The 18,215-nt window shown below is 71.1% G+C and carries 16 protein-coding genes; 5 read left to right on the forward strand and 11 right to left on the reverse strand.

The window, feature by feature from the left end; translation table 11 throughout:
• Positions 1-39 precede the first annotated feature (39 nt).
• Positions 40-1,224 (reverse strand): GAF domain-containing protein, encoded by a 1,185-nt coding sequence (locus ABZY89_RS15690; RefSeq protein ID WP_355228579.1) that lies wholly within the window; start codon positions 1,222-1,224, stop codon positions 40-42.
• 106 nt (positions 1,225-1,330) lie between these two features.
• Here ABZY89_RS15690 and ABZY89_RS15695 point away from each other — a divergent pair, with 106 nt between their 5' ends.
• Positions 1,331-3,172, forward strand: a complete 1,842-nt coding sequence (locus tag ABZY89_RS15695) for an NAD(P)/FAD-dependent oxidoreductase (protein ID WP_355228581.1) — start codon at positions 1,331-1,333, stop codon at positions 3,170-3,172.
• Positions 3,173-3,184: 12 nt separating this feature from the next.
• On the opposite strand, the gene ABZY89_RS15700 is transcribed toward ABZY89_RS15695, so the two are convergent.
• Together ABZY89_RS15700 and ABZY89_RS15705 are read right to left on the reverse strand one after the other, a co-directional pair.
• Positions 3,185-3,844, reverse strand: a complete 660-nt coding sequence (locus ABZY89_RS15700) for a response regulator transcription factor (protein ID WP_355228583.1) — start codon at positions 3,842-3,844, stop codon at positions 3,185-3,187.
• On the reverse strand, positions 3,841-5,067 hold the full coding sequence (locus ABZY89_RS15705; protein WP_355228584.1) for a sensor histidine kinase: 1,227 nt from the start codon (positions 5,065-5,067) through the stop codon (positions 3,841-3,843). Before ABZY89_RS15705 ends, ABZY89_RS15700 begins: the two co-directional genes overlap by 4 nt.
• A 131-nt stretch (positions 5,068-5,198) precedes the next feature.
• Between ABZY89_RS15705 and ABZY89_RS15710 the strand changes: the two genes are divergently transcribed.
• Positions 5,199-5,948 carry an SGNH/GDSL hydrolase family protein gene (locus ABZY89_RS15710; RefSeq protein WP_355228586.1) on the forward strand — a complete coding sequence of 250 codons (750 nt, stop codon included), beginning with the start codon at positions 5,199-5,201 and terminating at the stop codon, positions 5,946-5,948.
• Positions 5,949-6,075: 127 nt separating this feature from the next.
• Here ABZY89_RS15710 and ABZY89_RS15715 read toward each other — a convergent pair whose 3' ends face one another.
• The 3 genes from ABZY89_RS15715 to ABZY89_RS15725 form a co-directional block, all read right to left on the reverse strand.
• A complete protein-coding gene (locus ABZY89_RS15715; RefSeq protein WP_355228588.1) occupies positions 6,076-8,787 on the reverse strand; it encodes a DEAD/DEAH box helicase family protein in 2,712 nt (903 codons plus the stop codon).
• Positions 8,788-8,922: 135 nt separating this feature from the next.
• Complete coding sequence (locus tag ABZY89_RS15720) at positions 8,923-10,134, reverse strand: multidrug effflux MFS transporter (protein ID WP_355228589.1); 1,212 nt, start codon at positions 10,132-10,134, stop codon at positions 8,923-8,925.
• Positions 10,135-10,204: 70 nt separating this feature from the next.
• Positions 10,205-11,488: a hydroxyacid-oxoacid transhydrogenase gene (locus tag ABZY89_RS15725; RefSeq protein WP_355228591.1), complete on the reverse strand. Its 1,284-nt coding sequence runs from the start codon at positions 11,486-11,488 to the stop codon at positions 10,205-10,207.
• Between the two features lie 139 nt (positions 11,489-11,627).
• Between ABZY89_RS15725 and ABZY89_RS15730 the strand changes: the two genes are divergently transcribed.
• Positions 11,628-12,560 (forward strand): TauD/TfdA family dioxygenase, encoded by a 933-nt coding sequence (locus ABZY89_RS15730; RefSeq protein ID WP_355228593.1) that lies wholly within the window; start codon positions 11,628-11,630, stop codon positions 12,558-12,560.
• A 26-nt stretch (positions 12,561-12,586) separates the two neighbouring features.
• On the opposite strand, the gene ABZY89_RS15735 is transcribed toward ABZY89_RS15730, so the two are convergent.
• Together ABZY89_RS15735 and ABZY89_RS15740 are read right to left on the reverse strand one after the other, a co-directional pair.
• Positions 12,587-14,050, reverse strand: coding sequence for an RNB domain-containing ribonuclease (locus ABZY89_RS15735; protein WP_355228595.1), 1,464 nt, complete (start codon positions 14,048-14,050; stop codon positions 12,587-12,589).
• Positions 14,051-14,067: 17 nt separating this feature from the next.
• Entirely contained in the window at positions 14,068-14,388 is a 321-nt protein-coding gene (locus ABZY89_RS15740; RefSeq protein WP_355228597.1) for a hypothetical protein, read from the reverse strand.
• A gap of 101 nt (positions 14,389-14,489) precedes the next feature.
• Here ABZY89_RS15740 and yaaA point away from each other — a divergent pair, with 101 nt between their 5' ends.
• Positions 14,490-15,266 (forward strand): peroxide stress protein YaaA, encoded by a 777-nt coding sequence (gene yaaA, locus ABZY89_RS15745; protein ID WP_355228599.1) that lies wholly within the window; start codon positions 14,490-14,492, stop codon positions 15,264-15,266.
• A 209-nt stretch (positions 15,267-15,475) separates the two neighbouring features.
• Entirely contained in the window at positions 15,476-15,766 is a 291-nt protein-coding gene (locus ABZY89_RS15750; protein WP_355228601.1) for a GIY-YIG nuclease family protein, read from the forward strand.
• A 122-nt stretch (positions 15,767-15,888) separates the two neighbouring features.
• Here the strand turns inward: ABZY89_RS15750 and ABZY89_RS15755 are convergent, their stop codons facing one another.
• The 3 genes from ABZY89_RS15755 to ABZY89_RS15765 are packed head-to-tail and all read right to left on the reverse strand — an operon-like array spanning position 15,889 to position 18,143.
• Positions 15,889-16,575: a histidine phosphatase family protein gene (locus tag ABZY89_RS15755; protein ID WP_355228603.1), complete on the reverse strand. Its 687-nt coding sequence runs from the start codon at positions 16,573-16,575 to the stop codon at positions 15,889-15,891.
• On the reverse strand, positions 16,572-17,288 hold the full coding sequence (locus tag ABZY89_RS15760; protein ID WP_355228605.1) for a C4-type zinc ribbon domain-containing protein: 717 nt from the start codon (positions 17,286-17,288) through the stop codon (positions 16,572-16,574). Before ABZY89_RS15760 ends, ABZY89_RS15755 begins: the two co-directional genes overlap by 4 nt.
• Before the next feature lie 57 nt (positions 17,289-17,345).
• On the reverse strand, positions 17,346-18,143 hold the full coding sequence (locus tag ABZY89_RS15765; RefSeq protein ID WP_355228607.1) for a Nif3-like dinuclear metal center hexameric protein: 798 nt from the start codon (positions 18,141-18,143) through the stop codon (positions 17,346-17,348).
• Positions 18,144-18,215 lie beyond the last annotated feature (72 nt).

Raw genomic sequence — 18,215 nt, forward strand, 5'->3', positions numbered from 1 at the left:
CGTACGACCTGGGGTGGATCGGCAAGGGTCGGCTCAGGGTCATCCCCGAATGAGGCTCACTCCATCGGCCAGCCGGTAGGGGTTGGTCGCGACCAGGGCGCCGATGGAGCGGCGGAGCCGGGAGACCTCGGCGCGCACGGTGACGATGTGCTCGGCGTCGCCGAAGACGGCCTCACTGAGCCCGCGGGCGGTGAGCCCGGCGGGGCCGGCCCGGTCGACGAGGGTGAGGATCTCGACGTGACGCCGGGTCAGGGTGGTGCGCCACCGGCCTGACTCCGAGACGACCTCGAGGGTGCCGTCGGGGTCGAGCCGGGCCGTCAGGGTGCCTGAGGAGCCGGAGGAGGTCGGCCGGACCAGCCAGCCGCGCTCGCCGACCCGCTCGGGCAGGCACAGCCCCAGGCCTGGGACGGTCAGCATCTTGTCCTGCCGGGGCGCCGCGATCCGGTCGCGGGCGGCCATCCCCGCGTGGTGGGCGACCCAGCCGTCGTCGTCGACGACCAGCAGCGGACCCTCGATGCCGGAGACGACGTGGTCGGTCTCGCGGCGCAGCCGCTCTAGCCACTCCTGATGACGGCGCCACAGCGACATCTCGGCCAGGCGCACCGCGCTCTCGACCAGGGCGCCGATCGCCGGGTGCAGGGTCAGGGCGGGCCCGCTGACGTCGACGACGCCGAGCAGGGCTCCGGTGCGGGGGTCGTGGATCGGGGCGGCCGTGCAGTACCACGGATGCTGGGCCTGCTCGAAGTGCTCCGCGGAGAAGAGCTCGACCGGCGCCGCCTCGGCCAGCGCGGTGCCGATGGCGTTGGTGCCGACCGCGCGCTCGGTCCACAGGGCGCCCTCGACGAAGCCGAGCTGGTCGGCGATCTTGAGCACCCGCGCCGAGCCCGCCCGCCACAGCACCACGCCCTCGGCGTCGGTGACCACCATCAGATACGTCGCCGCATCCGCGGCCGAGGTCAGCACCGCCCGCAGGTCGTCGATCACCATCGCCAGCGGCGAGCGGGCTCTCCTGGTCGCGCACTCGGCTGCCGACGGCGTACGCCTGCCGTTGCTGCTCCCGGGCTCCAGGCCCATGCTCATCACGCGGCGCCAGGAGCGCTCGACCAGGATCCGGGGTGTGCTCGGTGGGCGGGTGCCGGACAGGACGGCGTCGTGGACGCGTACGAGATCACGGGCGAGACGCGGCAGGTCGGCTCCCGCCGGGACTGCTCCGGTCGCTGTCATCTGGCGTCCACCTCCGACTCCGAGGGTAGGTCCTCGCTGTGACCGGCGCCACATGCAATCGGCTGCAACCCTTTCTCCGGCGCCCGCGCGGCGGTGTGCTGGAGGCATGACGCAGACACTCGAACCCCTGACCCCGGCCGTCCAGAGCGGCCCGGCGCAGACCTGGCTCGCCGACTTCGAGGCCGCCCTGAAGGAACGCGACATCCCCCGGGCCGCCGGCCTCTTCGCCACGAAGAGTTTCTGGCGCGACCTGGTCGCCTTCTCCTGGAACATCACCACCGTCGAGGACCCTGCCGGGGTCGCCGACCTGCTCGGGAGCACCCTGGACCGCGTCGACCCCTCCGGCTTCGCGCTCGAGGAGCCGGAGGCGACCGCGGACGGGGTGACCACCGCCTGGTTCACCTTCGAGACCGCGATCGGTCGCGGCCGCGGACTGCTCCGCCTCAAGGTCGAGGACAGCCCAGAAGGTGGGCAGAGCCCGAAGGCGTGGACGTTCCTGACCACGCTCTACGAGCTCAAGGGACACGAGGAGCCCCGCGGCGTACGTCGCCCGAAGGGTGCCGAGCACGGCGTCAACCGTGACCGGGTGACCTGGGCCGAGAAGCGGCAGGCCGAGGCGGAGACGCTCGGCCTGACCGAGCAGCCGTACGCGGTGGTCATCGGTGGCGGGCAGGGCGGCATCGCGCTCGGGGCGCGGCTGCGCCAGCTCGGGGTGCCGGCTCTCGTCATCGACCGCTACGAGCGGCCCGGGGACCAGTGGCGCGGCCGCTACAAGTCGCTGTGCCTGCACGACCCGGTCTGGTACGACCACCTGCCCTACCTGAAGTTCCCCGACAACTGGCCCGTCTTCGCGCCCAAGGACAAGATCGGCGACTGGCTGGAGTCGTACGTCAAGGTGATGGAGGTGCCCTACTGGTCCTCGACCACGGCCACCAGCGCCTCCTACGACGAGGCGGCCGGCGAGTGGACGGTCACCGTCTCGCGCGGCGGGGAGGAGATCACGCTCCACCCGAAGCAGCTCATCATGGCCACCGGGATGTCCGGGAAGCCGAACATCCCCGACCTGCCGGGCATGGACGTCTTCCAGGGCGAGCAGCACCACTCCTCCAAGCACCCGGGGCCGGACGCGTACGAGGGCAAGCGGGTCGTCGTGATCGGGTCCAACAACTCCGCCTTCGACATCTGCGGGGCGCTGTTCGAGCATGGCGCCGACGTCACGATGGTGCAGCGGTCCTCGACCCACATCGTGAAGAGCGACACGCTGATGGACATCGGCCTCGGCGACCTCTACTCCGAGCGCGCGCTCGCCTCCGGGATGACCACGGAGAAGGCCGACCTGGTCTTCGCCTCGCTTCCCTACCGGATCATGCACGAGTTCCAGATCCCGCTCTACCAGCAGATGGCCGAGCGCGACGCCGACTTCTATCAGCGTCTGGAGAACGCCGGGTTCCGGCACGACTGGGGCGACGACGGCTCCGGGCTGTTCATGAAGTACCTGCGCCGCGGCTCCGGCTACTACATCGACGTCGGCTCGGCCGAGCTGGTCGCCAACGGCGACGTGAAGCTCGCCCAAGGGCAGGTCTCCCACCTGACCTCGTCGGCCGTCGTACTCGAGGACGGCACCGAGCTCCCCGCCGAACTGGTCGTGTACGCCACCGGCTACGGCTCCATGAACGGTTGGGCCGCCGACCTGATCAGCCAGGAGGTCGCCGATCGCGTCGGCAAGTGCTGGGGCCTGGGCTCCGACACGACCAAGGACCCCGGCCCGTGGGAGGGGGAGCAGCGCAACATGTGGAAGCCGACCCAGCAGGAGGCGCTGTGGTTCCACGGCGGCAACCTGCACCAGTCGCGCCACTACTCGCTCTATCTCGCCCTGCAGCTCAAGGCGCGCTTCGAGGGGATCGAGACGCCGGTCTACAACCTGGCGCCGGTGCACCACCTCGCCTAAGGGCCTTCGGGGTCAGCGGCCGACCAGGCCGGTCTCGTAGGCCAGCACCACCAGCTGGACGCGGTCACGCGAGCCGGTCTTGGCCAGCAGCCGGCCGACGTGGGTCTTCACGGTGGCCTCGGCGACCACGAAGGTCTCGGCGATCTCGGTGTTGGACAGGCCGCGGCCGACCAGCGTGAGCACCTCGCGCTCCCGCTCGGTCAGCACCTCCAGCCGCCCCTCGATCGCCGGCCCGGCGGTGGCGGGCGCGGAGGCGGCGAAGTGCTCCAGCAGGCGCCGGGTGGTGCTGGGCGCGACGACCGAGTCGCCGGCGTGCACGGTGCGGATCGCGGTGAGCAGGTCCTCGGGGCGGGCGTCCTTGAGCAGGAACGCCGCGGCGCCCGCCCGGATCGCGGCGAAGGCGTACTCGTCGAGGTCGAAGGTGGTCAGCACGATCACCCGGGGTGCGCCCGCGCGCCCGGCGATCAGACCGGTCGCCTCGACGCCGTCCATGCGGGGCATGCGTACGTCCATCAGGACCACGTCGGCCTCGGTCCGGCCCAGCGCGGCGACGGCCTCCTGGCCGTCGCCCGCCTCGCCGACGACGCTGAGGTCGGGCTGGGAGTCGATGAGCATCTTGAAGCCGGCACGGACGAGCTCCTGGTCGTCCACGAGAAAGACTCTGATCGTCACAGGGGCATCCTCGCGTAGACACGGAAGCCGCCGCCGGATGCCGGGCCGGTCTCGAGGGTGCCGTTGTGGGCGGAGATGCGCTCTTGCATCCCGACCAGGCCGAGGCCGCCCGACTGCGCGGTGGCGTCCGCGGCCGCGCCACGGCCGTCGTCGGTGACCTCGATCGTGAGGCTGCCGTCGCCGGCCGTCACGGTGACTCTCGCCGCGGCGCCCGGACCGGCGTGCTTGCGTACGTTGCTGAGCGACTCCTGCACCACCCGGAAGGCGGTCAGCGCGACGCCCTCCGGCACGGCGAGACGGGGCTCGGGAAGGTTCGCGGCCAGCTCCATCCCGCCGGCCCGGGTCTCCTCGACGAGCGTCGCGATGTCGCCCAGCCGTGGCTGCGGACGGGTCAGCGTGTCCCCGTCGCGCAGCAGACCGAGCAGCTGCCGCATCTCGGCCAGCGCCTCACGGGCGGTCTGCGCGACGGTCTCCAGGGCCTTGGGGGCGAGGGCCGGGTCCTGCTCGGCGGCATAGCGCGCGCCGTCGGCCTGGACCACGATCACGCTCAGCCCATGAGCCACCACGTCGTGCATCTCGCGCGCGATCCGCGCCCGCTCCTGGGTCGCCCCGAGCTCGGCACGCTGCTCGGCCTCGCGGCGCAGCTGCTCGTTGCGCTGGATCAGCGAGTCGACGTACGCCGTTCGCGTGCGCGCCAGCGCGCCCAGCGCCCAGGCGGCCACGGGGAAGGTGGCGAGCGAGAGCACGACCGGGACGTAGGTGCTCCAGTTGATCTCGTCCTGGGGCTGGTTGTTGGAGGCGGCGTCGACGGCGCCCAGCCAGTCGTAGGCGCCGAGGACGGACCCGAAGAGGCCCACGGCGAGTGCGGCCAAGCCCCAGCGTGGCCTTGCATAGCGGGCCACTGAGTAGACCGCGATCGGGAAGGAGACCTGGGAGACGAGCGGGTAGTCGAGGAGGAGCACCTGCAGCGCGCACGCGGAGGCCACGACGGCGTAGACGATCACCGGATGCCGGCGGCGCCACAGCAGCGGCACCAGCTGGATCACCACGAGCACCAGGTCGACGACATGGTTGGCGCTGGAGACGTCCTGGGCCGCGCCGCCGCTCAGCAGGGCCTGGATCGCGTAGAACGGAATGATCAGGAACAGGGTGCCGGCCAGCAAGACGTCGAACCACCATCGCCCCCGCGGGCCGAGCCGCCAGGGCCGTACCAACTCCTCCACGCCCCCACCGTAGAGGAGCCGACGCGGCCACGACGTCAGCCCAGGGACGGATGTGCTCCTCAGACCCGGGGCGGACTAGAATCCAGAGGCTGGCGATGGATACTCGCCGTCTGAGGTGCTTGGGAGGGCTCGTGGAGGCAGTGCGCTACGTCGCGATCGGCGACTCGTTCACGGAAGGAGTCGGCGACGAGACTCCTGACGGTCACGTACGCGGCTGGGCCGATCTGGTCGCCCAGGGCTGGGCCGCTTCGGGCGTCCCGGTGGAGTATGCGAACCTCGCCATCCGCGGGCGTCTGATCCGCCCGATCGTCGAGGAGCAGCTCCCCGCCGCTCTCGCGCTCAAGCCGACCCACCTCTCCTTCAACGGCGGCGGCAACGACATGCTCCGCCCGAAGGCCGACGCGAACGCGATCGCGGACTTCCTCCGACCCGTGCTCGAGGCCTGCGACGCCAACGGGATCAAGCTGATCCTGCTCTCCGGCGCCAACCCCTCGGCCCGGCTCCCGCTCGGCAAGGTCTTCCAGCGTCGCGGCGACGAGCTCGTCGGGCTCGTCGAGCAGCGGATCGCCCACCGCGACGACGTCGTACGCGCCTACAACTGGCCCGACACCACCCTCACCGACGGCCGCTTCTGGTCCGAGGACCGCCTCCACATGAACGCTCGTGGCCACCACCGCGTCGCCGCCCGTGTCCTCGACTCGCTCGGCGTCGAGGTCCCCGAGGGCTGGTGGGACCTCGACTTCGAGGCCGCGGCCGGCAAGAAGGGTCTGGCCTACTACCGCGAGTTCGTCGGCCCCTGGATCCACCGCCGCCTCACCGGACGCTCCTCCGGCGACGGCCGTACCGCCAAGTTCCCCTCCTGGACCGCGATCACCAGCTGAAGCCGAAGCGTCACCCGCGCCGGCCGAAGCGTCACGTACGTCGGCCGAGTGTGCAGCGTCGTGCCAACTCGGCCGGCGCCGGTGACTTCTCGGCCGACAGAAGCGACGCTTCAGCGGGAGCGAGCCGTCAGGACCAGTGGCGGCGGATGACGGCGGTGACGTCGAAGGGGTCGGCGCCGCGTTGGGCGGCCAGTACGCCGGCGCCCTCGGGTGAGCCGGTGTAGAGCAGGCCGGAGCCGCCGACCCAGTGCTCCCAGGCGGCGAGGAACGACTTCGCGTCGGCGGCTCGACGGCCGAGGGCGGTGGGGACCGCGTGCCAGGCCTCGGCGTTCGCGGCGTGCCTGCCCGAGACGCCCAGCCACACCCTCTCGAGGGCGTTCAGGTCGCCCACGATCGGGCGGGAGACGAGGTAGCGGGGCGCGGCGATCGGCGCCAGCGCCTCCTCGAGCGAAGCGGCGAAGAGCGCCGACTCCTCCTCGGGGACCCCGGCCAGATGTACGCGGTAGCTGCCGTCGGTGTCCACCGCGATCTCGAGCCCGGCGGCACCGACCGAGGTCTGTCCGGTCGCGTTCAGTGCGTCGGCGACCGCTGCGCCGACCGCGCCGACGCTCGGGCGTCGGCGGAGCTGGGAGGCGATCCGGGTGCCGTCTCGATAGACGTACGCGGCCCACAGCGCCCACAATCCACCGGCCACGCCGCCGACCGCTCCCGCGATCCCGGCGCCGAGAACGAGCGTCAGGACGAGCCCGATGCTCAGCAGCACCGCGGGCGCGAGGACTGGCTTGGCCGGCAGCCGCCACTCCGGCACCCGTCCATCCAGCAGCCGGAACCCAGGTGGCCGGGGAGCGAGCACCATCCCCGACGGCACGCGCAACGCACCCGCCCGGCGCAGCCGGATCCTGACGGTGCGGCCGGCGACGTCGGCGTACGGCTCCCCGATCCGCCACCGCTCCCGGATCGCGGTGCGGTCCTCAGAACGCGCGACCATGCGGGCGTTGACCTCGTCGAAGTCGGACTCGGGCGGGGCGGCGTACGGGGAGAAGGACTCGTCGATGTGGCCGACGCCGTCGACGACGGAGCCGTCTTCGTCGGCGCCGAAGAAGCCGGTGTGCTTGCGGACCAGGCGCTTCCAGTCGTTGTCGCCGCGCGGGTGCTCCTCCTCGACGCAGACGACCGTCCAGTTGACCGCGACCTTGTCGGGCCGAGCGGGATCCGTACGCAGCGAGCGCCCGCGCAGCTGCACGACCGCGGTCGTGGTCGTGGCCGCGGTGAGGTCGACGATCCCGGTCACCGACCGGGCGTCCCAGCCCTCCCCGAGCAGCCCGCGCGTGCCGACCAAGACCCGGCAGCCGCCGGCCTCGAAGAACCGGGTCACGTGCCCCACCCACTGTCGGCTCCCCCAGCGCCCGGCGAGCGTGGCGTACGCCTCCCCCGGCTCGATCTCCAGGCCCTCGGCCAGAGCGGGGTCCGTCTCGGCGATGTGCGCGACCAGCGCGGCAAGGGTCGCCGCGGGTCCGGCAACGGTCGCGCCGGTGACCAGCAAGACGTCATCGTGGGACCCGCACAGCGTCGCGAGCACCGCCCGCGCGGAGCCGGACTGCTCGGCGATCACCCCACGCAGGTCGACCGGCAGCGTGGCCGAGGCCCGCTCGTGGTCGGTGATGACCAGCAGCCGCAGCGAGTCACCGTGCGCCAGACGCTCGTGGTCCACGATGGCCGCGGTCGCCGTCGTCTTCGCCTCCGAGCGCGCCAGCACCCGGTCGACGGGCGAGCGCCCGGCCCGGATGCCACGCCGGGTCAGCGAGTAGCCGACCGCCGGCAGCGCCTGCTTGATCGCGGCCAGCGCCTCCTGGTCGGCCTCCGCGTCGGAGGCGGCCAGATGTCCGCGTACCCAGTCACCGATCAGGGCCACCCAGTCCTCGGCCGACGGGTCGCGACGGTGCGCCTCGGTCAGGGTCGCCCCCTCGGGCAGCGCGAGCAGTCCACGATGATGAACCCGCAGGGCCGCCGTGGCCAGATCGGGCCACGCCTTCGCGAGCTCGGCCCAGGACGGAGCTCCGGCCGGCCGCGACACGTACCGCCGGTCCAGCCAGGTCAGGAACGGCACACTGCCCAGATCGGCCGAGGTCAGCGCGGTGAGCAGCTCCTCGAACCGCTCCGCGCTCCCCCGCAGCCATTCCCGCTCGGCGGGCGTGGGGGCGGTCAGCCAGACCAGGTCCGCGAACGGCGCCAGGTCGCCCTCGCGCACCACGGCCGGGATCGAGGTCGAGAAGACGATCTCCCCGAACAGCAGCCCGACCAGTGCGGACTCCTCCTTCGTCAGCGCCTCGGGCGGAGTCGCGGTCAGCCCCAGCACCCGCGCGTCCGGCAGCAGCAGCAGGATCTCGCCGAGCAGCTCGCCCCAGACCTCGAGCAGATGGTGGCACTCGTCCAGCACGAGCAGCAGCGGCCCGGCCGTACGCAGCGCGGAGACCAGCGCCCGGCCGTTGTCGTGCAGCCTGGCCAGATGGCTCTCCCCGGTCTCCGCCTCGTCGTCGGGGTCGCCGAAGACCGCGACCGACTGGTAGGTCAGCGAGGTCAGCGGCGCGTCCAGATCTCGCGACGAGGACGCCGTGAGACCCAGCGCAGCCGCCTGGCGCAGCCACTGCCCCTGGATGGCCGTGTTGGGGCTGAGTACGACGACCTTCGCCCCGTCCGCGATCGCATCGCGTGCGGTTTCCAGACCGACGAGCGTCTTCCCCGCCCCCGGCGGCAGCACGACCCACGCCCGCGAACGCCCCGCGTCCCAGGCCGCGCCCAGGGCGGAGAGCGCCCGCTGCTGATGGACACGGAGCTTCACTCCGCGAAGCCTAGTCAGCGCCGAGAAGTCGCCCGCGTCGGCCGAGGCGTCAGGTACGTCGGCCGAGCGGGCATCACCGTGCCCACTCGGCCGACCTGAGTGACGTCTCGGCCGACGTGAGTGAGGCCTCGACCGCTAGGCCGCGGTGGCGAAGGCCGCCTCGGACTCCGGGTTGCGGGCGACGGAACGCCGGGCGAGGGTGAACGCGACGGCGCCGAGGACAGAGGTGACCACCATGGTGATCGCCAGCGGGACCGCGGTGTGCTCACCGGCGACGGCGCCGAGCGGGGAGGCGAGACCGCCGCCGAGGAACATGATCCCGCCCATCAGCGCCGAGCCGGCGCCGACCGAGGGACGGGCCTGCTCGATGGCCAGGGCGCCGGTGTTGCCCATGATCAGGCCGACGCAGGTGGTGACGACCAGGATCGGCAGAAGGATGAGCGCCTTCGGCACCGGCAGCAGCGCGACGACGAGCACGAACATCGCGCCGATGGCGAGCACCGGCTGCGCCGAGCGGACGATCTGCGCCGGGTGCACCTGCCGCTTGGCCAGCCGCGCCGAGAAGAGCCCCGCGACCGTCAGGAAGGCGGCGTTGACCGCGAACCCGATGCCGTAGACCGCCGCCGACGTGCCGATCACCGACTGGTAGAGGAACGAGGAGGAGGAGACGTACGTCATCAGGGTGGCGAACGTGAGCGACTGCGTCAGCGTGTAGCCGAGGAAGGCGGGCTTGGCGAGGAGACGGCCGAGGTCGGCGTACTCGACCCGGCTGGTCCGGCGCTCGGCCGGCAGGCTCTCCCGGATCACCAGCAGCACGCAGACGACCTGCGCGACGGCGATCGCGGCCACGATGCCGAGCACCCCGCGCCACGGCACGAACCCGGCGATGGCGCCGCCGATCACCGGGGCCAAGATCGGCGCGATGCCGCTGATCGACATCATGATCGACATCGCCCGCGCGGCGGCGAAGCCGTGGAGTACGTCGGCCACGATCGCCCGCGCCATCACGATCCCCGCCGCGGCGGCGAGCGCCTGGAGGAAGCGGGCCGCGATCAACAGCTCCACGGTGGGCGCCAGGGCGGCCAGCACACCGGCCGCCGCGGCCACGACCGAACCGATCAGCAGCGGCTTGAGCCGCCCGAAGCGGTCGGAGATCGGCCCCCAGGCGATCTGTCCGAGCGCGAGCCCGATCAGGAAGGCGGTGAGGGTCAGCTGCACGTTGCTCGCCGCGGCACCGAGGTCGGTGCCGATCTGCGGGAAGGAGGGCAGGTAGAAGTCGATCGCAAGCGGCGCGGATGCCGAGAGCAGGGCGAGTGCGAGCAAGAGCCGCGGCGGGACTGACGTCACCGAGTGAACCTCCGGAGAGTTTGGTTGAAGAAGACAACCAACCGAACGTCGTAGTCCCGCCCGGCATTCCTCACCAGAGCGTGACGGACCTCTCGAAGATCCCGGTCAGGTCCTCCGCCGACGGCTGCTTCGGCGCGGTGGCGAGCAGCCGCTGCTGCTTGAGCGCACCCTCGACCAGGTCGGGGATGTCGCCGGCGACGTAGCCGACCTCGCCGATCCCGGCCGGGATCCCGATGTCCCGCATCAGGTCGCTGAGCACCCGGGGCAGTACGTCACGCGGCTCCTCCTTCGACTCGTCGAAGCCGGGCGCCAGCAGTCGGGCCGCACGCAGGTGCCGCTCGGGAGCGGCGTCGAAGGTGTAGCGGAAGGCCTCCGGAGCGGTCAGCGAGACGGCCATCCCGTGCGGCACCAGCGCCTCTTCGCCGGGGTAGTCCTTGGGGTGGAAGTCGCGCACCCGTCCGGCGATCGGGTAGGCGCAGGCGTGCGGGATGTGTACGCCGGCGTTCCCGAAGCCCAGACCCGCGAAGGTCGCCGCGAACGCCATGTCACCGCGCGCGAGGGTGTCGTCGCCGTGCGCGACCGCCTGCCGGAACGAGCCCGCCAGCAGCGACAGCCCCTTCTCCGACCACATGTCGGAGATCGGGTTGGCACCGCAGTAGGGCACCCGCTGGGCCGGCTCCTTGCGATCGTAGGACGTGTAGGGACGGGCCGTGTAACTCTCCAGCGCGTGGCACAGGATGTCCATCCCGGACGCGGCGGTCACCCCGGCGGGCTGGGTCATCATCAGGTCGGGGTCGACGACGGCCAGCGTCGGACGCAGGCGCGCGTGCGAGATCCCGGTCTTCACCTTGAGCGAGAGCACGTCGAGCACGCACACGGTCGTCGACTCCGCGCCGGTCCCGGTGGTGGTCGGCACCGCGACCAGCGGCAGCAGCGGGTTGGCCGGCGCGAGTCCGCGACCCACCGGCGCGTTGAGGTAGTCCATCAGGTCGCCGTCGTTGGTGGTCAGCAGGTTGACCGCCTTCGCGGTGTCGATGCTCGACCCGCCCCCGACCGCCACGATCGCGTCGAACGGCCCGTGCTCGCGGGCGAACTCGACCGCCTCGCGCATGCTCTCGTCGGTCGGCTCGACGTGGACGCCGTCGAAGACGACGGCAGTGACGTCGTACGCCTTCATCTGCTCGGCCACGCGCTGCGGCAGCCCGGTCGCGGAGATGCCGGGATCGGTCACCACAAGGGCGCGCCGGGCGCCCAGCGACGCCAGGTCGTAGCCGATCTCGGCCGATGCGCCGGTGCCGAACTTGAGCTGCGGGGAGCCATAGGTGAACACGGTCTCGGGTGTTGCGTGCGTCATGAGCGCACGATATCCACCGACTCCCATTCGCATCATTGTGCGGAGTGCCCAAACGTCTCGTGAGACTCCCGTGGTCTTAAGTCATGTATTTCACTAGACTTTATTCAGATCAAGCCGACGCTGTCAGAGGAGACCACGCATGACCATCACCGAAGCATCCCCCGTCAACGAGCTGACCGTCCACAAGGTCGGTGGCCGGATCGGCGCCCGCATCGACGGTGTCGCCCTCTCCGGCGACCTCCCCGCCGAGACGATCGCCGAGATCCGGTCCGCGATCCTGGAGAACAAGGTCGTCTTCTTCCGCGGCCAGGACCATCTAGGCGACCGCGCGCAGATCGCGTTCGGCGAGCGCCTGGGGCCGCTGACGACCGCCCATCCGACCGTGAACACCGGCAGCGCCCGCGTCCTGACCCTGAAGGCCAACCGCGGCATGGCCGCCAACTCCTGGCACACCGACGTCACCTTCGTCGACCGGCCTCCGGCGTTCTCGATCCTGCGCGGGGCGGAGATCCCCGAGTACGGCGGCAACACCGTCTGGGCCAACACCGTCACCGCCTACGAGCGGCTCCACCCCCAGCTCAAGGCGCTGGTCGACAACCTGTGGGCGGTCCACTCCAACGACTACGACTACGTACGCCCCGACACGCCTGCGTCCACCGACGACGTGGCGGCGCGCAGGCGCGAGGAGTTCGTCTCGACGCTCTACCGGACCGAGCACCCCGCGGTCCGGATCCACCCCGAGACCGGCGAGCGCGCGCTCGTCCTGGGCCACTTCGTCAAGCACTTCACCGGCCTGAACCAGAAGGAGAGCGCGATCCTCTTCAACCTCCTCCAAGACAGGGTCACCGCCCTGGAGAACACCGTCAGGTGGCACTGGCAGCAGGGCGACGTCGCGATCTGGGACAACCGCGCCACCCAGCACTACGCCGTCGCCGACTTCGACGAGCTGCCGCGCGAGGTGCGGCGTATCACCGTCCAGGGTGACGTGCCCGTCTCCATCGAGGGCGAGCACAGCCGGGTGATCGAGGGCTCCGCCGAGGTCTACAACCGCCTCGACGAGCTGATCTCCTGATCTTCGACCGACGTACGTCCGGGAGGTCAGTCGAGCGTGAAGCTGACCTTCCGGGCGACGACGTCGGCCGTCTCCAGCCGCACCTCGACCTCCTCGCCGAGCGGGAGGGCCGTCGCGCCGGTGACCCGGGCCTCGATGGCAGGCTCCTCGACGGTGATCGAGCCCTTCTGCTTGTCCTCGTCGTCGATCTCGACCACCACCGCGGTGAAGGTCTCTCCGACCCGCTTGGACAGCACCCCGGCCTCGACGAGGTCGACGACGCCGCGCTCGTAGGCACCGCTGTTGCGCGAGGAGGCACGCATCGTCTCCGGGAGGGTGGTGAACGCAGCAGTCACCCAGTCCGGGACCGGCTGGTCCGCGCAGAGCGCCAGGCAGACCTCGCCGGCGTAGCGGTCGATCAGCCGGCGCAGCGGCGCCGTCACGTGCATGTACTCGTTCGCCAGCGCCGAGTGCTCGGTCAGCGCGGGCAGCTCGCCGTTGAACGAGGCGTACCCGCTCCCGCGCAGCAGCCGGGTGCACGCGATCGCCATCGCGGCGTGCTTGCCGTTCTTGCCGTCGAGCGAGCGGATGAAGTCGGGGTAGAGCATCTCCGCGGGCCACTCCAGCCCGAGTGCCCGAGCGGTGCGGTGCAGCCGCTGGACGTCTCGGGGGTCGGGTTCGGGGAGGGTCCTGAGGAGCCCGATGCGGGCGTAGACCATCAGGTCTGCCGCCCCGAAGCCGGTGAGCAGCGAGATCTGGGCGTTCCAGTCCTCGACGGGGAGCAGGTCGCGGTACTCCAGCGACCACTGATCACCCTGGACCGAGATCTCCTGGTCGCGCAGCGGCAGGTTGACCCCGCCGCGGGCCGCCTCGAGAGCGATCCGCTTCTCGCCGATCTCCTTCAGCAGCTGGAGCGACTGGGCGTAGTCGGTGTCGCCGAACCCGTCACCGTCGAACATCTTCTGCACGCCCTCATAGGAGAGCTTGGCCCGCGACCTGACCAGCGCGCGCTCGACGAAAGTGTCGGTCCCCTCGCCGGTCGCATCGAGCTTGTGGGTCCACAGCAAGGCGGGACGTACCTGGTCCGGGAGCAGCGAGGCGGCGTCCTCGGAGAGCACCTTGGGGTGGAGCGGGATCTTCGCATCAGCGGCGTAGAGCGTCTCGCCGCGCTTGTTGGCCTCCAGGTCGACCGGGTCGCCAGGCGCCACGAAGGCGGCCACGTCGGCGATCGCGTAGTGCACCACGTAGGCGTCCCCGTCGCGCTCCAGGTGGAGCGCCTGGTCGAGGTCCATCGACGTCTCGGGATCGATCGTCACGAACGGCAGGTCGGTACGGTCCAGCTCCGGGAGTCTGGGGTTGGCCGCGGCGGCGGCCGCCGCTTCCTCGACCTCAGGCGGGAACTCGGCAGTCACCCCCAGCTCGGCCTGGAGCGCGGCGATCCCGTCACGGAGCGTGGTGGCGGCGACACCGTTGTCGGCACTGGCGACCCGGATGATGCGTGCGGAGCCCATGGCCAGAACTGTAGTGGCTACTTCTTCTTCGAGTCCTTGTACTTCCTGTGCAGCGCGGCGGCATCCTTGCCGAACGCCTTCGGGTTGCCCTTGAAGGCGCCGAACTGGTCCCACAGACGCTTCGTGGACCCGTTGTACGCCTTCGCCGACCGGTTGATCTTGGCCACGGCCCGGCGCTGGGAGGAGGTCAGGGACCGTCTCGCCCGGAGGTGCTCCGAGCGCGCCCGGGCCTTCTTCGAGACGTCCTGGATCAGCCAGAACAGCCCGACGATGATGATCACGACCAAGAAGCCGCCGAGGTTGGGCCCGGCGGTGGACTCGGCGGCCAGAACGATCATGACTGGAACGTAAGCTCGCGCGTTCCCCCAGGTCACGGGCGCTTTGAAAGATACCCAATCCTCGATTCGGCCATCCTGGTCCCGGGCGGCACGATAGTCCCGTGCTGATCCTGCTGCCGCCCTCGGAGGGCAAGACCGCGGCCGTACGCGGCAACCCGCTCGCGCTCGACGACCTCCGCCTCCCGGGGCTCAACCCGGCCCGCGCCAAGGTCATCGACGCGCTCGTCGAGCTCTGCACCACGCGCCCGGACGAGGCCGTCGACATCCTCGGCATCCCGAAGACCCAGCCTGAGCTCGTCACCCTGAACGCCGGGCTGAGCGATGCCCCCACTGCGCGCGCCGACCGGATCTACACCGGCGTCCTCTACGACGCCCTCTCCCCCGCGACCCTGTCCCCGGCCGCCAAGCGCCGCGCGACCAGCCGGGTCATGGTGACCAGCTCCGTGTTCGGCCTCGTCGGCCTCGCCGACCGCATCCCTGCGTACCGTCTTTCGGGCGACACCACCCTCCCCGGCATCGGCGGCGTCCAGGCCCACTGGCGCGCCCACCTCGGCGCCGGCATCGCCGAGGCCCTCGGCGACGGCCTGCTCGTGGACCTCCGGTCCGGGACGTACGCCGCCTTCTGGCGCCCCGACGAGGTCGCCGCCCGCACCGCCACCGTCCGCGTCCTCCACGAGCACAACGGCCAGCGCAAGGTCGTCAGCCACTTCAACAAGGCCACCAAGGGCCGCCTCGTCCGAGCCCTCCTGGAGTCCGGCGCCAACCCCCGCACCCCCGCCAAGCTCGCCGACGCCTTCCGCGACCTCGGCTGGACCGTCGAGACCGCCCCCGCCACCAAGACCGGCACCCAGCTCGACATCATCGTCGCCGAGATCTGACCCCGCGCCGAGTCGGCCGTGACCTCGCTCGCTGTCGCGGCAAGCGGTTGCGATAGCGACTGTGTTGGTCTCGACACGCCTCCGCCTAGCGGCTCCGGCGGCTCGACCAACGGTCGCCCCGCTGGTCGAGCCGCGAGCGCCAGCGAGCGTGTCGAGACCAACACAGTCGTCTCCGCGAAACTGTCGGTGGTCGCGCCCAGAATCGGGACATGCCTTACATGTACATTCTCCGCTGCCGCGATCACATGCTCTACGTCGGAAGCACCTTCGACCTGGAGAAACGCATCGCCGAGCACAACGCTGGCCTCGGCGCCGAGTTCACGGTTCGGCGTCTACCGGTCGCCCTTGCGTACGCCGAAGAACATCAGACGATGGTCGATGCCTACCGACGTGAGAAACAGGTCCAAGGCTGGAGCCGGGCCAAGCGCGAGGCCCTGATAGTCGGGGACCTCGACCGGCTGCACGACCTCGCTCGCCGTCGTGGCAAACGGTCGCCATAAGGACTGTGTTGGTCTCGACACGCCTCCGCCTAGCGGCTCCGGCGGCTCGACCAGCGGTTTCTTCGTCGGTCGAGCCGCGAGCGCCAGCGAGCGTGTCGAGACCAACACGGTCACCCGCCGCGTCAGAAGAGGCCAGAGGCGAAGGGGTCGCGGGAGACGGGGAGGCCGTTGAAGAGGCGCATGGAGGCGCGGTCGTCGGCGAAGAAGGAGACGACGGTGACGGAGGCGGGTGAGAGCTCCATGCTGAAGACTCCGCCGATCGGGGCGCCCAGGGCGTGGGCGACGATCAGCTTGATCGGCGAGACGTGCGAGGTGACCACGACGGTCTCGCCGGCGTGGGCCTCGAGGACCCGCGAGAGGCCGTCGAGCACGCGGGCCTGAGCGGAGTCGAAGGACTCACCGCCCGGGGGCGCGACCTCGGTGGCCCCCATCCACGCCTTCATGTCGTCGGGGAACCGTTGGGCGACCTCACCGAAGGTGAGCCCCTCCCACTCCCCGAACTCGATCTCGGCGAAGGCGGGCTCCTCGACCAGCCGGGCGCCGAGCGCACCGGCGACGAGCTCACCGGTCTCGACGGTGCGCAGGACCGGCGAGGTCACGACGGTCGAGACCGAGGACGCGAGCGGCTTGAGCCACTCCGAGGTGAGCATCACCTGCTCGCGACCCTCCTGGGTCAGCGGCGGGTTGTCACCGCCGAGGCCCCCGGAGAACGCCTTGGCGGCGGTGTGCTTGGTGACCCCGTGGCGTACGAGAACCAGCGTCGTCGCGGCCGCGCCGGCTCCCCAGCCCCGCGCGGTCTTCTCGCTCACAGCCCCGACTCAGCGGTGCGGACCAGGATGCGGGAGCACTCCTCGCAGCGGACGACCTCGTCGGCGGCGAGGCCGCGGATGCGGGAGATCTCGGCGGGGTCGAGCTGGAGGTTGCAGCCACCGCAGCGGCGGGCACGCAGCTCGGCGGCACCGACACCCATCTTCTCGCTCAGCCGCGAGTAGAGGGCGAGCAGGTCATCGGGGATGCCCTCGAGCGCGGGCGCCCGCTCCTCGGCGACCGCGGCGAGCTCGCCGTCGATCTTCGAGGTCTCGACGTCGACGGAGTCGACGGCGACCGCGAGCTTCTCGTTGATCTCGGCGAGCTCGGCCTCGAGCCGGGTCACGCTCGCCTGAGCCTCCTCGAGCTGCTCCATGACCTCGAGCTCCTCGTCCTCGAGCACCGAGATCCGGCGGTCGAGGGTGGCCAGCTCGTGCTGCATGCGCTCGAGGTCCTTGGCGCTGCTGATCGCCCCGGAGTCCATCCGCTCCTGGTCGCGCCGGCGGCGGGTCTTGACCGCCTCGACATCGGCGTCGGCCTTCTTCTGCACCCGCTCGAGGTCGTCGCGCGTGATCCGGGCGTCGCGTACGGCATCGTCGGTGGTCTTCTTCGATGCCTGCAGCTCCGCCACGACGGCGGTCTGCGGCAGATGCGCACGGCGGTGGCGCAGCTGGAGCGCACGCGAGTCCAGCTCACACACGTCGAGCAGCTTCACCTGGGCGAACGGGTCGGCTTTCAGCGGATTCTCCTCAGTTGTTCACACACGATTTTCTTACAGACGCAGCGTCCACGGGTCGGTGACGATCTGGCTGACCCGAGTCTCCACCGTATCTCCCAAAGCCTCGTTCAGTCGCCTCGCCAGGACAGGCAGCCAGGTCCACTCCGCCGCCCAGTGCGGGATGTCGATCAGCGCACCACCTTTCTCGAGGAACTCCGAGGCCGGATGGTGGCGCAGATCGCTGGTCACATAGACGTCGTACGCAGCCACCTGGTCGAGCAGGAAGTCGCCCGCGCCGCCGCACAACGCCACCGAGGAGACCGGCCGATCGAGGTCGCCGGCGACCCGGATCCCGGCCGCGGTCGCGGGCAGCGCCGCCGCCACGGACTCGGCGAAGTCACCGAGCGTGGTCGGTTCCACGGTCCCGGCCCGGCCCGTCCCGACATCGTCGGTGAGCCCCGGCACCAGCGGCCGCAGCGAGCTCAGCCCGAGCGCCAGCGCCAGCGACTCCGAGACGCCGCCGAGGGCCTGGTCGGCGTTGGTGTGCGCGGTGAGCAGCGCGCACCGCGCGGAGACCAGCGTCGAGAGCGTACGCCCTTTGGGGGTCGTCGCGGCGAAGCCGTGCACACCCTTCAGGAACAGCGGATGATGGACCACGACCAGGTCCGCACCCCACGCGGCCGCCTCCTCGGCGACCGGCAGGGTCGGGTCGACGGCGAGGAGCACCTTCGAGACGGGCTGCGAGGGCTCTCCCCAGACCAGCCCGACAGCATCCCATTCGTCGGCGGTCGCGGGCGGGTACCAGTCGTCCAGCAACGAGGTGACGGTGGACAGAGTGGGCGGGGTCGGCATGGGGTAAACCCTAGATCCCGAGACCGGGGCCGCACTCAGCGGCGGCGACGTACACGAAATCAAGTTCGTAAC

Source organism: Nocardioides sp. NPDC006303 (assembly GCF_040613175.1).
Classification (GTDB): domain Bacteria; phylum Actinomycetota; class Actinomycetes; order Propionibacteriales; family Nocardioidaceae; genus Nocardioides.